Origin of the sequence: Pseudomonas sp. NC02 (assembly GCF_002874965.1) — a bacterium.
Lineage (GTDB): Bacteria > Pseudomonadota > Gammaproteobacteria > Pseudomonadales > Pseudomonadaceae > Aquipseudomonas.
The window spans coordinates 4,223,189-4,236,524 of sequence record NZ_CP025624.1 but is presented as its reverse complement, the minus strand read 5'-3'; the positions used below and the strand labels follow the sequence as shown (position 1 = coordinate 4,236,524).

Below are 13,336 nucleotides of genomic sequence, written 5' to 3'. Positions count from 1 at the left end.
AGGTTCAAGTCTTGCGCAGTGGTGACGCGGAGCGTCACGGTATGCGTTCCCACGCAGAGCGTGGGAACGAGCATTAATCACCGGATGGCATCGCCTGGGTCTGACTGACAGACCGAGGTGCCTGCATCGCGGGTAAGCCCGGCTCCCACAGGTGATAGGGGCTCTGTCAGGACTTTCCTGAACGTCTCCACCAGCGGCCGCAAGTTGATCCGATGCCACGCCGCCCACAGCGGCGTGGTGTAGGTCAGCCACGGCAGTTCTCGCAGCACAACGCCCGGCGGTGCATTGCGGCTCAAGCCCTTTTGCACCATCGCGATACCTAGCCCCGACGCCACCAATCCCAACGCGGTAAACGGCTCGCTGGCCTCCATCGGAATCTGCGGGGTAAACCCTGCCCGAATGCACGCCGCAACAAAGTCATCCGCCGGGTTTGCACCCGCTTTGCGCTGCACGCCAATCCATTGCTGCTCGGCCAGATGCTCAGGCAGCAACTCGCTGACGCTGGCCAGCGGATGCTGCTCGGGCAGCGCCAGCAGCATCGGATCGTCCAACACTTGCAATGCAATCAGGTCCGGGTCATCCGCCGCCGGTGGTTCACCCACCAGAGCGATATCCAGGCTGCGTTGGCGCAGGCCTTCCAGTTGCTCGATGGAGGGCAGGTTGTACAGGGCGATATGCACGTTGGGCCGCGCGTCACGCAGTACCTTCAGGCCGTTGGGCAGCACCCCCGCGTGCATGGCGTTTTCGATGTAGCCGATGCACAGTCCGCCTTCTTCGCCTTTACCCAATCGCCGGCCCAATGACTCCAGGCGGTTGGCGTGGGTCAGCAGCGCCTTGGTTTCGGCGAGGAACGTCTGGCCGTCGCGGGTCAGGCGGATGCGCTGTTGGCTGCGCTCGAACAGGGTCAGGCCCAAGCGTTCTTCCAATTGGGCAATCTGCCGGCTCAGGGGCGATTGGGAGATGTGCAACCGTTCGGCAGCACGCCCCACGTGTTCTTCTTCAGCGACTACAACGAAGTAGCGCAATTGGCGGAAGTCGATCATGTCAGACCTTAAGGGACTCAAGTTGGTCGCAGTATGTCTTGGACGGTCCGATCTCTGCAATCTACGATCTGCTCAACGGTCAACACAGCGACCTTGAACAATCTTGAGGATTTACCCCATGAGCTTGAAAGACAAACTGCCCGGCGTGCTGGGTTTTGGCACCGCCCCCTTGGGCAACATGTTCCGTGCGATTCCTGAAGAGGAGGCGCAAGCCACCGTTGAAGCAGCCTGGAACCAGGGCGTGCGTTACTTCGACACCGCACCGTTCTACGGCTCGGGCCTCTCGGAAATCCGCCTGGGCCAGGCCCTGTCCAAGTACAACCGTGACGACTATGTGCTCAGCACCAAGGTCGGCCGGGTGATCCTGGATGAAGTGGAAGAAAGCGCCCGCGACCTCGGCGAGAAAAGCGGCGTGTTTGAACATGGCCGGCCGAACAAGATGGTCAACGACTACAGCGCCGATGCCACCCTGCGCTCCATCGAAGACAGCCTCAACCGCCTGCAAACCTACCGCCTCGACATCGTGTGGATTCACGACATCGCCCAGGATTTCTACGGCGATCAATGGCTGGACTACTTCAATCAGGCGCGCACCGGTGCTTTCAAGGTGCTGACCCGCCTGCGTGAAGAAGGCGTGATCAAGGCCTGGGGCCTGGGCGTCAATCGGGTCGAGCCTTGCGAGTTGACCCTGGACCTGGCCGAAGCCCAGCCCGACGGTTTCCTGCTTGCCGGTCGCTACACCTTGCTCGACCATGAACGCGCCTTGCAGCGCTTGATGGATGCAGCCCAGGCGCAGAACGTCGAGATCGTGGTCGGTGGCCCTTACAGCTCCGGGATCCTGGCGGGCGGCGCACATTTTGAGTACCAGAAAGCCAGCCCGGCGATCATCAGCAAGGTCGAGCAGATCAAGGCGATTGCCGCGGCCCATGGCGTGAGTGTGAAAGCCGCTGCACTGCAATTCTCCCTGGCTCACCCGGCAGTGGCCGCAGTGATTCCGGGTGCCAGTCGTCCGGGGCGCATTGCTGAAGACGTCGCGGCGTTGTCAGAGAAGATTCCCGCAGCCTTTTGGCAGGCCCTGCGCGAGGCACGATTGATTTCGGCCCGTGCACCGTTGCCGCTCTAACCACAGGAACGCGAACATGAAAATTGATATCAGTGGCAAGGTCGCAATCGTCAGTGGCAGCACCGCCGGCATAGGCCTGGGCATCAGCCAGGCGCTGGCGCAATCCGGCGCTACGGTGGTGGTGATCGGCCGTGAATCGGGCAAGGTCGACGAGGCGCTGGCGACCATTCGCCAGGCCGTGCCCGGCGCGGATCTGCGTGGGCTGGTGGCGGACCTCGGTACGGCCGAGGGCGCTGAAAAGCTGTTCGCCGCCGAGCCGCGCGCCGACATCCTGGTGAACAACCTCGGGATCTTCAACGACGTCGATTTTTTTGACGCTCCCGACAGCGAGTGGACGCGTTTCTACGAGGTCAACGTGATCTCCGGTGTGCGTTTGTCGCGGCATTACACGCCGGGCATGGTCGAGCAGGGCTGGGGCCGGGTGATCTTTGTGTCGTCGGAATCCGGGGTGGCAACGCCGGCTGACATGATCAATTACGGCGTGACCAAAAGCGCCAACCTGGCGGTGTCCCATGGCTTGGCCAAACGCCTGGCGGGCACCGGGGTGACGGTCAATGCGATCCTGCCGGGGCCGACCTTTACCGATGGCCTGGAGCACATGCTCAAGGACGCCGTGGCCAAGTCCGGGCGCAGTGCGCGGGACGAGGCCGATGTGTTTGTGCGCAATGCGCGGCCGACGTCGATCATCCAGCGCGCAGCGAATGTGGATGAAGTGGCGAATCTGGTGGCGTACATTGCTTCACCGTTGTCCTCTGCCACCACCGGTGCCGCGTTGCGGGTCGACGGCGGTGTTGTCGACAGCATGGCGATCTGATTTTTCTTGAATGGTTTGGAGTGTTAATCGTGGCAAAAGCATCTGCTGTTATTGAAATCCCGGTTTCGGCCGAACAGGTTTGGCAATTGGTCGGCGGCTTCAATTCGCTGCCGGACTGGCTGCCCTTTATCGTCAAGAGCGAGCCGAGTGAAGGCGGGCGCGTGCGCCACCTGCAAACGGCGGATGGCGGGGTGGTGGTGGAACGGTTGCAACGCTTTGATGATGCAGCGCGTACCTACAGTTATTCGATCAGCGAGTCGCCGTTTCCGGTGAGTGAGTATCTGGCGACGTTGAAGGTTGAGGCGCTGGGTGACAGCTCCGCGAAGGTGACCTGGTCGGGCGTGTTTACTCCGGTGGCCGGTGTGACGGATGCGGCGGTGGAGGAGTTGTTCAGCGGTGTCTACAGCGGCGGGCTGGATGCGTTGCGCGGTAATTTTCCGGGCTGAATGAAGATCAAATGTGGGAGCGGGCTTGCTCGCGAATGCGGTGGATCAGTGCCAGATGGGTTGACTGACACTCCGCATTCGCGAGCAAGCCCGCTCCCACATTGGTTTTGTGGTGTTCTTCAGGCTTCAGGCTTCGGGCATCAGTTGTTGGCGGCATTCGAGGATCAGCTTCGCGCCGCCTCGTTCGCTGCTGCCGACTTCCAGTTTGAAACCGTGCAGGTTGATGATCGCCGCCACAATCGACAGCCCCAACCCAAACCCGCCTTGCTGTTGATTGCCTTCGTCCACTCGATAAAAACGCTGGAACACTGCCGCACGTTCCGCCGCCGGAATCCCGGGCCCGGAGTCGAGCACTTCGATGCGGGTGCTGCCGGCATCGTTCACGCCTCGCAGGATCACTTCGCCGCCCGGCGGGGTGAATTTGATCGAGTTGCTCAGCAGGTTGGCCAGGGCTTCGAACAGCAAGGCGCGATCGCCGGTGATCCACGGTAACGAGGCCGGCACTTGCAGCAGCAGTTCCATCTCGCCTTCTTCTGCCAGGGGCAGGTAGAAGTCGTGGAGTTCCTGCAGCAAGGGCAGGGGATCAAGCACCAGAAAGCCCGAGCGGCGCTGATGGTCTTCCAGTTCGGAAATCCGCAGCAGGCCGCGAAAACGCGCCATCAAGGTGTCGGTCTCGGCGATGGCCGCGTCCAGTTGCAGGGCGTGGGGCGCGTCTTCATCAGCCTGTTGCTGGATTCGGTACAGCTGCGCCCGCAGGCGCGTGAGCGGGGTGCGCAGGTCGTGGGCGATGTTGTCGCACACGCCCTTGACCTCGTTCATCAGCTTCTCGATACGGTCGAGCATCGCGTTGACGATGGCTGCCAGCATGTCCAGTTCGTCGCGTCGGTCGGACAATGGCAAACGGTGGGTCAGGTCGCCGGCCACGATGGCTTCGGCACTCGCCTGGATCCCGCGAATCCGCCGCAACGGGCGCCGCCTGAGCAGGTGCCAGCCGGCCGCGCCGGGAATGATCGTCAGGGTGATCCCCCACAGCAAGGCGTGCAGGATGATCCGCGTCACGCCGAACAGCGAGCCGTTGGCCCGCACCAGGATCAGCCAGCGGCCGTCTTCGGTGTGGGTGGCTACGGCGTCGCAGCTGTCGCGCGGCAGTTTCGGGTCGTCGGAGTCGATGCAGTTGGCCAGGGCATGGATGTGCCCGTCCATTGGCAGGTCGGGCGGTATCACGCGGATCGGGCCGCTGATGGGGTTGAACTGATTGTCGAACAGGCCGTAGGCGTCAACGCCCTTCATGTCGAAGGTCATGCTGGTGGTCAGGGCTTCCACCAGCTCTTCGCCGTCAAACCGCTGGAACAGGTGCTGGCGCTGCATCAGGGAGTGGCGCGAGAGGTCGCCCAGGTAACCGGACACCTCGTAGTACAGCACGCCCATGAGGATGCAGCTCCAGGCCACGAACAACGAACTGTAGAGCGCCAGCAGCCGGCTGCTGGAAGAGCGCCAGCCTTTAGAGGGGTTCAGCAATGACATACCCGGAACCTCGTACCGTGCGGATCAGCGGCGTGAGGCCCGGCGGGTCGATTTTTTTGCGCAGGCGACCGATGTGCACGTCGATCAGGTTGGTGCCCGGGTCGAAGTGATAACCCCAGACTTCCTCGAAGATCATCATCCGCGAGAGGATTTGCCCGGTGTTGCGCATCAGGAATTCCAGCAGTTTGTATTCGGTCGGCAACAGGCTCAGGGGCTGTTCGGCGCGGCTGGCTTCACGGCTGATCAGGTTCAGTTCCAGATCCGCCACGCGCAAGGCAGTTTCAAACTCCTTGACCGTGCTTTTGCGCCGCAGCAGCACTTCGACGCGGGCGGCCATTTCGTCGGAGGCGAACGGTTTGGTCAGGTAGTCATCACCACCGGCCCGCAGGCCACGCACCCGTTCATCCACATCGGAGAGGGCGCTGATCATCAGGATCGGCGTGGATACGCCGATGGTGCGCAGGGTGGTGACGATGGCCAGGCCATCCAGTTCCGGGAGCATGCGGTCGAGGGTGATCAGGTCGTAATCACCGCTGACGGCACGGACCAGGCCTTCGCGGCCATTGTCTACCCAGTCTACGTCCAGTCCATGGCTACTCAGCTCGGCAACGATCTCGCGGGCCGTTACGGCGTCGTCCTCGATGGTCAAAATGCGGGTCATAAGGATTACCTGGTGAGCGATTCACACTGAAGTGCGGGCATTTTGCCAAGAAATGATAGCCCGCTTCCTAAATAAAAATTTATGTAGGCACAAACGACACAATTCACCATAACCCGCTGAATCTGAACGAACGCTGTGTGTGTAGGATTTTTTGCATGCCATGGGGGGCGTACGGGTTATTTCCTACGAGGAATGCAATACGCCCGCCGCTCCGGGCCATTTCTTGCAAGTTGCATGGTTCGAATTAGTTCAACTTAATTAAGTTGTTGAAATATATGAAGTTTTAATTTTCGAGCTTCTGGCACGTCGCCTGCACTGTCCCTTTTGAGACTTGTAACACTATTTTTCATGCCTGGAGCAAAACAACAATGATTACATCCTCATCCACGCTGCAAGAGTCGAGCACGCTCTCCGGGGTTTCCTGGGGCGCGATCTTTGCCGGGGCCGCTGCCGCGGCTGCGCTGTCCTTGATTCTGGTACTGCTGGGCTTCGGCCTGGGCTTTTCGGCGGTGTCGCCGTGGGCCGACAGTGGCATCAGCGCCAAAGGGCTTGGCATTTCTACCATTGTCTGGCTGGCGGTTACGCAAATCATCGCGTCGGGGATGGGCGGTTACATCGCCGGTCGCCTGCGGGTGAAATGGGCCAATATGCACGGCGATGAGGTGTACTTTCGCGACACCGCCCATGGCTTCCTGGCCTGGGCCGTGGCGACACTGGTGACGGCGGTGCTGATCGTCGGTTCGGTCAGCAGTGTGGTCAGCGGTGGTGTGAAGGCCGGTGCCAGTGTGGCCTCGGGTGCCGTCAGTGGCATGAGCCAGGTGGCTGGCGCTGCCTCCAAGGGCGAAGACTTTGGCTACTACGTCGACAGCCTGTTCCGTGATGATCGCCCGGCCGCCGTCAGTGATGACGCGGTGCATGGTGTGGTCGCTCGCATCTTCGCTCGTACCGTGAGCAACAATGGTCAGCTGGCACCTGAAGACCGTGCGTACCTTGCACAGTTGATCAGCCAGCGGACCAACCTCAGCCAGGCCGATGCCGAGGCGCGTGTTGACCAGGTCTATGGCCAGGCTCAAAAAGCCCTGGATGACGCCAAGTTGAAAGCCAAGCAGGCTGCCGACACGGCTGCAAAAGTGGCTGCCTACACGTCGCTGTGGACCTTCGTGGCGCTGTTGATCGGTGCGTTTTTTGCCAGCCTCGCTGCAACCTTTGGTGGTCGTCGCCGGGATGCCGTGGTGTATCTGGAAACCACTCCCCACACCACTTCCGTTCGTTAATTCAAGGAGAACGTCATGCGCTCATTACTGCTGTTTTTCCTCGGTGTGCCTATCCCGGTCATTATCCTGATCGCGATCTTCATGCACTGATCCTCAGGCTTGCTCGGTCCCCATGTGGGAGCGGGCTTGCTCGCGAAAGCGGTGTATCAGTCACATATGGATTGGCTGATACACCGTTTTCGCGAGCAAGCCCGCTCCCACATTTTGTTTTGTGTCGTTGCTGCATTCCGGGCGAAGGCGAAATCTCCGGATTTTGTTAATTGTTGCTTAACCGCCTTTTGGCTAAGCTCCCGTCCCATGAGCCGCTATCTGCGTTTTTTCCTGGTCCTGCTGTTGAGTCTTGCGCTTCCTCTGACCGGGATGGCGGGTGTGCCGTCGAGCACCGAGCCGTGCCCGATGCAGATGTCCGACATGCAGATGATGAGCGACATGGCCCCTGACTGTTGCCAGGACGGCGCAGCTGCCGACCACGGCAAAAGCTGCAAGCCCGGCCAGGAGTGCAAGACCGGCGGCATGCTGCAATTGTCGATGCCGGTGCTCAAGGCCCCGGTGACTGCTTCCAATGCGCTAGTTGTCAGCGTCTCTTCCGACTTCATTCCCGACCGCACGCCGTCCGGCGTCTGGCGCCCGCCCCGTAGCTGAATCCTGTTGCACCTGAAGACTCGTCCCTGAACCGGGACGGCCTTGCTGTGGGCCGCGTAAAGCGGTGCGCAGCGCAACAGAACAGGACACTTCAAGATGAATTTCCTATGCGTGCGTGCCCTGGTGATGGGCGTGCTGGCGTGGCCGACGCTGGCGTCTGCGCTGACCCTGGATGAGGCCTTGCGCCTGGCGCAAAACAACGCGCCGTCGCTGACGGCTGAATCCTCCAAATTGCAGGCCGCGACCCAGGCGGCGATTCCGGCCGGCGAACTGCCGGACCCGAAACTGGTAGTAGGCCTGCAAAATTTCCCCATTGGCGGGCCCAATCGCGGCACGCTGTATGGCGATGACATGACCGAACAAATGATCGGCATCCAGCAACAAGTGCCCAGCCGCGACAAGCGCAAGGCACGGGTTGAGTTGGCGTCGGCCAGCGTGGACACGGCTGCCGCCGAAGGCCGGATCGAGCGCTTGAATGTGCGTCAGGCCACCGCCCAGGCGTGGATTCGCGCCTATGCGGTGGAGCGCAAAGAGGCACTGTTCAAGGACTTCTATCAGCAGAATCGCCTGCTGCAAGACACCGTGCGTGCGCAACTGGCCGGCGGTCGCGGGCAGCCTTCCGACGTCGTGATCCCGAAGCAGGAAGCGGCTGACCTGGCCGAGCGCGAGGATGAGCTGATCCAGCAACGCGCCCAGGCCCGGGCGGCCCTCAAGCGCTGGATCGGCCCGGCCGCCAGCGAAGCCCCCAGCGGGCAATTGCCGAACTGGAAAATCGACACCACCGGCTTCACCCACAACCTGCACCAGCACCCGGTTCTGCAAGCCTTTGCACCGCGCACCCGCGAGGCCGAAGCCCGGCTGAACGAGGCCAAGGCGCAAAAGACTTCGGACTGGAGTTGGGAAGTGGACTACCAGCACCGAGGCCGTGAGTACGGGGACATGGTCAGCCTGCAATTCACCTTCGATTTGCCGATCTTCCCCGGTCGCCGGCAGGACCCCGGTATCGCCGCCAAGCAGGCCGAACTCGACCAACTGGACGCCGAACGCGAAGCCAAGACCCGTGAACATACCCAGGAACTCGAAGACGACCTGGCCAACTACCAGCGCCTGGACCGCGCCGTGCAGCGCAGCCAGGACAGCCTGGTGCCGCTGGCCGAGGAGAAATTGTCGCTGAGCCTGGCGGGGTATCGCGCGGGCAAGGGCGACCTGATGAGCGTGGTCAGCGCCCGCCGCGAGTGGGTCGAGGCGCGCTTCAAACAGATTGACGCCATTGAGCAGCGTGCCCTGACCGGCGCCCAGCTGTATTTCGCTTACGGGGAACCCGCCAATGAATAACCGAATCGTGAATATGGCCCTGTTGGGCGGCGTCCTGCTGCTGGGTCTGGGTGGCGGCTATTGGCTGGCGCAGACACGCGAGGCACAGCCGGCCATGGCCGGGACGATGCAGGCGCCGGACGAGAAAAAGGCGCTGTACTGGTACGACCCGATGTACCCGCAGCAAAAATTCGACAAGCCGGGCAAGTCGCCCTTCATGGACATGCAACTGGTGCCGCGCTACGCCGGTGGCGCCGAGGAGAGTGCGGCGATTCAGATCGACCCCAGCCTGACCCAGAACATCGGCGTGCGCCTGGCGAGCGTCAGCCGTGGGGTGCTGGCGTCGAGTCTTGAGCTGTCGGGAATCCTCGCCTTCAACGACCGCGATGTGGCGGTGGTGCAGGCGCGCGCTGCCGGATTTGTCGAGCGGGTTTACGCCCGTGCGCCGGGGGATGTGCTCAAGGCCCAGGCGCCCCTGGCGGACATTCTGGTGCCCGAATGGGCCGCCGCTCAGGAAGAGTTCCTTGCTCTGCGACACAGCGATCCAGGTTTGTTGGCTGCCGCCCGCCAGCGCCTGCGCCTGAGTGGCATGCCCGCCGGGCTGATCACGCAGATGGAGCGCAGCGGCCGAGCGCAATCGGTGATGACCATCACCACCCCGCTGGGCGGCGCGTTGCAAACCCTCGACGTACGCGAAGGCATGACCGTCGCGGCGGGCCAAACCCTGGCGCGGGTCAATGGCCTGGGCACCGTGTGGCTGCAGGTCGCCGTGCCTGAAGCCCAGGGCGCCGCGCTGGCCGTTGGGCAAACGGTCGAGAGCCGTTTTGTCGGGTTGCCGGGACAAGTCGTCAAAGGCACCGTAGCCGCGATTCTGCCGGCAACTGCCATGGACAGCCGCACCGTGCAGGTTCGGGTCGAACTGCCCAACCCTGACGGTATGTTGCGCCCCGGTATGACCGCCCAGGTGCGCCTGGCCCAATCCAGCGGCCAATCGGTGCTGTTGCTGCCGAGCGAGGCGTTGATTCGCACCGGCAAACGCGAGCTGGTGATGGTGGCCGAGGAGGGCGGGCGATATCGCCCGGTAGAAGTCCAGGTAGGTGCAGAAAACCAGGACAACACCGTCATCCTCGCCGGCCTGCAGGAAGGCCAGCAGGTGGTGGCCTCCGGTCAATTTCTGCTGGACTCCGAAGCAAGTTTGAAGGGAATTACCACTCAATCGTCCGGCGGTTTTTCAGATGAGGGGGCCATGGACGGCATGAGCATGCAACCGGGAGCCCGGCCATGATCGCCCTGTTGATTCGCTGGTCGGTGGCCAACCGCTTTTTGGTGTTGTTGGCGACTTTATTCGTGACGGCCTGGGGTTTGTGGGCGATCCAGAACACCCCGGTGGACGCCTTGCCGGACCTGTCGGATGTGCAGGTGATCATCCGCACGCCGTACCCGGGCCAGGCCCCGCAGATTGTCGAGAACCAGGTCACTTACCCGATGACCACCACCATGCTCTCGGTGCCGGGGGCGAAGACCGTGCGTGGCTTTTCGTTCTTCGGCGACAGCTACGTCTACGTGCTGTTCGACGAGGGCACCGACCTGTATTGGGCGCGCTCGCGGGTGCTGGAATACCTGAGCCAGTTGCAGGCGCGTTTGCCGGCGTCGGCCAAGCCGGCGCTGGGCCCGGATGCCACCGGTGTCGGCTGGATCTACCAGTACGCGCTGGTGGACCGCACCGGCAAACACGACCTGGCGCAACTGCGCTCGTTGCAGGACTGGTTCCTCAAGTTCGAGCTCAAGACCCTGCCCAATGTCGCCGAAGTGGCGACCATCGGCGGCCAGGTCAAGCAGTACCAGGTGCAGATCGACCCGCTGGCCCTGGCCAGTCGCGGCATTACCCAGGCCCAGGTGGTGGAAGCCATCGGCAAGGCCAACCAGGAAACCGGCGGTTCGGTGCTGAACATGGGTGAGTCGGAATACATGGTGCGTGCGTCCGGCTACCTGAAAACCCTGGAGGACTTTCGCGGCATTCCCCTGCGGCTCGACACCCACAACGTGCCGGTGACCCTTGGGGATGTGGCGACGATCCAGCTGGGCCCGGACATGCGCCGGGGCATCAGTGAACTGGATGGCGAAGGCGAGGCGGTGGGCGGCGTGGTGATCCTGCGCAGCGGCAAGAACGCCCGCGAGGCCATCGCGGCGGTCAAGACCAAGCTGGAGCAACTGCAAACCAGCCTGCCGCCCGGGGTGGAAATCGTCACCACCTACGATCGCAGCAAACTCATCGATCGCGCCGTGGACAACCTCAGCCACAAGCTGCTCGAAGAGTTCCTGGTGGTGGCGCTGGTGTGCGGGATCTTCCTGTGGCACCTGCGCTCCTCGCTGGTGGCGATCATTTCGTTGCCGGTGGGGGTGTTGATTGCCTTTATCGTCATGCGCTTCCAGGGCATCAACGCGAACATCATGTCCCTGGGCGGGATTGCGATTGCCATCGGCGCGATGGTCGATGGCGCGGTGGTGATGATCGAGAATGCCCACAAGAAAATCGAAGCCTGGCACCACGCGCATCCGAACCAGGAATTGAAGGGGGAGGCGCATTGGAAGGTCATCACCGATGCGGCAGTGGAGGTGGGGCCGGCGTTGTTTTTCTGCCTGCTGATCATCACCTTGTCGTTTATCCCGGTGTTCACCCTGCAAGCCCAGGAAGGCCGCTTGTTCGGGCCGCTGGCCTACACCAAGACCTATGCCATGGCCGCTGCGGCGGGGTTGTCGGTGACCCTGATCCCGGTGCTGATGGGCTACTGGATTCGCGGGCGTATTCCCGATGAGCAACGCAACCCGCTGAATCGCGGCCTGATCAAACTCTACCAACCGGCCCTCGACGCGGTGTTGCGCTGGCCGCGCATGACCTTGCTGGTCGCGCTGCTGATGGTCGCCAGTGCGCTATGGCCGGTGTCGCACCTGGGCGGTGAATTCCTGCCGCCGCTGGATGAGGGTGACCTGTTGTATATGCCGTCGGCGTTGCCTGGTTTGTCGACGCAAACTGCCGGCGCATTGCTGCAACGTACAGACCGCTTGATCAAGAGCGTGCCGGAAGTCGCCCACGTGTTCGGCAAGGCCGGCCGCGCAGAAACGGCCACCGACCCGGCGCCGCTGGAAATGTTCGAAACCACCATCGAGTTCAAGCCGCGAGACCAATGGCGCCCCGGCATGACTCCGGAAAAACTGGTGAAGGAACTCGACCGGGTGGTGCAGGTGCCGGGGCTGACCAACATCTGGATTCCGCCAATCCGCAACCGTATCGACATGCTCGCCACCGGGGTCAAAAGCCCGATCGGCGTGAAGGTCGCGGGTTCCAGCCTGATGGACATCGACGCCGTGACCCAGGCCGTGGAAAAGGTCGCCAAGACGGTGCCCGGCGTCAGCTCGGCGCTGGCGGAACGCCTGACGGGCGGGCGCTACATCGACGTGGATATCGACCGCCCGGCCGCCGCGCGTTATGGCCTGAACATCACCGATGTGCAGTCCATTGTCTCCGGGGCGATTGGCGGGGAAAACATCGGCGAGACCGTCGAAGGCTTGGCGCGGTTTCCCATCAACCTGCGCTACCCGAAAGAATGGCGCGACTCGGTGAGCGCGATGAGCAACCTGCCGATCTATACGCCGTCAGGCAGCCAGATCACCCTGGGCACCGTGGCCAGGATCAAGGTCAGCGAAGGCCCGCCGATGCTCAAGAGCGAAAACGCCCGGCCTTCCGGCTGGGTGTACATTGACGTGCGTGATCGCGACCTGGCGTCGGTGGTGAAGGACTTGCGCGAGGCGATCAACCAGAACGTGCAACTGCAACCGGGCATGAGCCTCAGCTACTCGGGGCAGTTCGAGTTCCTGGAGCGGGCCAATGCGCGCCTGAAACTGGTGGTGCCGGCGACCTTGCTGATCATCTTCGTGCTGCTGTACCTGACGTTCCGGCGGGTGGATGAGGCGCTGCTGATCCTCGCCACGTTGCCGTTCGCGCTGACGGGTGGGGTGTGGTTGCTGTACTGGCTGGGCTTCAACCTGTCGGTGGCGACGGGTGTTGGATTTATCGCGTTGGCGGGGGTGTCGGCGGAGTTTGGCGTGATCATGCTGCTGTATTTGAAAAACGCCTGGGCCGAACGCCAGGGAGGAGGGGACCAGGCCCTGCTGGAAGCCATCACCGAAGGTGCCGTATTACGCGTACGGCCCAAGGCGATGACCGTGGCCGTAATCATCGCCGGCTTGCTGCCGATCCTTTTAGGCGGCGGCACCGGCAGCGAAGTCATGAGCCGGATTGCCGCGCCCATGATTGGCGGCATGCTCACAGCGCCCTTGCTCTCCCTCTTCGTCATCCCGGCGGCATATAGGCTAATGCGCAAATCCAAAAGCTAACGACAATCAAATGTGGGAGCGGGCTTGCTCGCGAAAGCGGTGTGTCAGTCGCCAGATGCCGTGGCTGACCCACCGCGTTCGCGAGCAAGCCCGCTCCCAC

11 protein-coding genes are annotated in these 13,336 nt (G+C 62.4%); 8 read left to right on the top strand and 3 right to left on the bottom strand.

The window, feature by feature from the left end; genetic code table 11:
- Positions 1-77: 77 nt before the first annotated feature.
- Positions 78-1,043, bottom strand: a complete 966-nt coding sequence (locus C0058_RS19915; RefSeq protein WP_102369402.1) for a LysR substrate-binding domain-containing protein — start codon at positions 1,041-1,043, stop codon at positions 78-80.
- A 118-nt stretch (positions 1,044-1,161) separates the two neighbouring features.
- Between C0058_RS19915 and C0058_RS19910 the strand changes: the two genes are divergently transcribed.
- From C0058_RS19910 to C0058_RS19900, 3 genes are read left to right on the top strand one after another with little or no spacing between them, the layout of a single operon-like run.
- Positions 1,162-2,166 (top strand): aldo/keto reductase, encoded by a 1,005-nt coding sequence (locus C0058_RS19910; protein WP_102369401.1) that lies wholly within the window; start codon positions 1,162-1,164, stop codon positions 2,164-2,166.
- A 16-nt stretch (positions 2,167-2,182) separates the two neighbouring features.
- Positions 2,183-2,980, top strand: a complete 798-nt coding sequence (locus C0058_RS19905; protein WP_003219722.1) for an SDR family NAD(P)-dependent oxidoreductase — start codon at positions 2,183-2,185, stop codon at positions 2,978-2,980.
- Positions 2,981-3,009: 29 nt separating this feature from the next.
- The gene (locus C0058_RS19900; protein WP_102369400.1) at positions 3,010-3,426 is read left to right on the top strand and encodes an SRPBCC family protein; all 417 of its coding nucleotides are present in this window, start codon (positions 3,010-3,012) and stop codon (positions 3,424-3,426) included.
- A 126-nt stretch (positions 3,427-3,552) separates the two neighbouring features.
- On the opposite strand, the gene C0058_RS19895 is transcribed toward C0058_RS19900, so the two are convergent.
- The gene (locus tag C0058_RS19895; RefSeq protein WP_102369399.1) at positions 3,553-4,950 is read right to left on the bottom strand and encodes a cell wall metabolism sensor histidine kinase WalK; all 1,398 of its coding nucleotides are present in this window, start codon (positions 4,948-4,950) and stop codon (positions 3,553-3,555) included.
- Positions 4,928-5,611 (bottom strand): response regulator transcription factor, encoded by a 684-nt coding sequence (locus tag C0058_RS19890; RefSeq protein ID WP_003219726.1) that lies wholly within the window; start codon positions 5,609-5,611, stop codon positions 4,928-4,930. Before C0058_RS19890 ends, C0058_RS19895 begins: the two co-directional genes overlap by 23 nt.
- 368 nt (positions 5,612-5,979) lie before the next feature.
- Here C0058_RS19890 and C0058_RS19885 point away from each other — a divergent pair, with 368 nt between their 5' ends.
- The 5 genes from C0058_RS19885 to C0058_RS19865 all read left to right on the top strand — a co-directional run bounded on the left by C0058_RS19885 (position 5,980) and on the right by C0058_RS19865 (position 13,236).
- Positions 5,980-6,885, top strand: a complete 906-nt coding sequence (locus C0058_RS19885) for a hypothetical protein (protein WP_003219728.1) — start codon at positions 5,980-5,982, stop codon at positions 6,883-6,885.
- A 297-nt stretch (positions 6,886-7,182) separates the two neighbouring features.
- Positions 7,183-7,527 carry a hypothetical protein gene (locus tag C0058_RS19880; RefSeq protein WP_102369398.1) on the top strand — a complete coding sequence of 115 codons (345 nt, stop codon included), beginning with the start codon at positions 7,183-7,185 and terminating at the stop codon, positions 7,525-7,527.
- 96 nt (positions 7,528-7,623) lie between these two features.
- A complete protein-coding gene (locus C0058_RS19875; protein ID WP_102369397.1) occupies positions 7,624-8,862 on the top strand; it encodes a TolC family protein in 1,239 nt (412 codons plus the stop codon).
- Entirely contained in the window at positions 8,855-10,126 is a 1,272-nt protein-coding gene (locus C0058_RS19870) for an efflux RND transporter periplasmic adaptor subunit (protein WP_102369396.1), read from the top strand. The genes C0058_RS19875 and C0058_RS19870 overlap by 8 nt, the downstream gene beginning before the upstream one ends.
- A complete protein-coding gene (locus tag C0058_RS19865; protein WP_102369395.1) occupies positions 10,123-13,236 on the top strand; it encodes an efflux RND transporter permease subunit in 3,114 nt (1,037 codons plus the stop codon). The genes C0058_RS19870 and C0058_RS19865 overlap by 4 nt, the downstream gene beginning before the upstream one ends.
- The last annotated feature ends 100 nt before the right edge of the window (positions 13,237-13,336 follow it).

What these genes read in the sequence shown, in the direction of transcription:
- C0058_RS19865 (WP_102369395.1), top strand. Translation starts at nt 10,123, where the DNA reads ATGATCGCCCTGTTGATTCGCTGGTCGGTGGCCAACCGCTTTTTGGTG.
- C0058_RS19895 (WP_102369399.1), bottom strand. Translation starts at nt 4,950, where the DNA reads ATGTCATTGCTGAACCCCTCTAAAGGCTGGCGCTCTTCCAGCAGCCGG.
- C0058_RS19910 (WP_102369401.1), top strand. Translation starts at nt 1,162, where the DNA reads ATGAGCTTGAAAGACAAACTGCCCGGCGTGCTGGGTTTTGGCACCGCC.
- C0058_RS19890 (WP_003219726.1), bottom strand. Translation starts at nt 5,611, where the DNA reads ATGACCCGCATTTTGACCATCGAGGACGACGCCGTAACGGCCCGCGAG.
- C0058_RS19875 (WP_102369397.1), top strand. Translation starts at nt 7,624, where the DNA reads ATGAATTTCCTATGCGTGCGTGCCCTGGTGATGGGCGTGCTGGCGTGG.
- C0058_RS19880 (WP_102369398.1), top strand. Translation starts at nt 7,183, where the DNA reads ATGAGCCGCTATCTGCGTTTTTTCCTGGTCCTGCTGTTGAGTCTTGCG.
- C0058_RS19870 (WP_102369396.1), top strand. Translation starts at nt 8,855, where the DNA reads ATGAATAACCGAATCGTGAATATGGCCCTGTTGGGCGGCGTCCTGCTG.
- C0058_RS19905 (WP_003219722.1), top strand. Translation starts at nt 2,183, where the DNA reads ATGAAAATTGATATCAGTGGCAAGGTCGCAATCGTCAGTGGCAGCACC.
- C0058_RS19885 (WP_003219728.1), top strand. Translation starts at nt 5,980, where the DNA reads ATGATTACATCCTCATCCACGCTGCAAGAGTCGAGCACGCTCTCCGGG.
- C0058_RS19915 (WP_102369402.1), bottom strand. Translation starts at nt 1,043, where the DNA reads ATGATCGACTTCCGCCAATTGCGCTACTTCGTTGTAGTCGCTGAAGAA.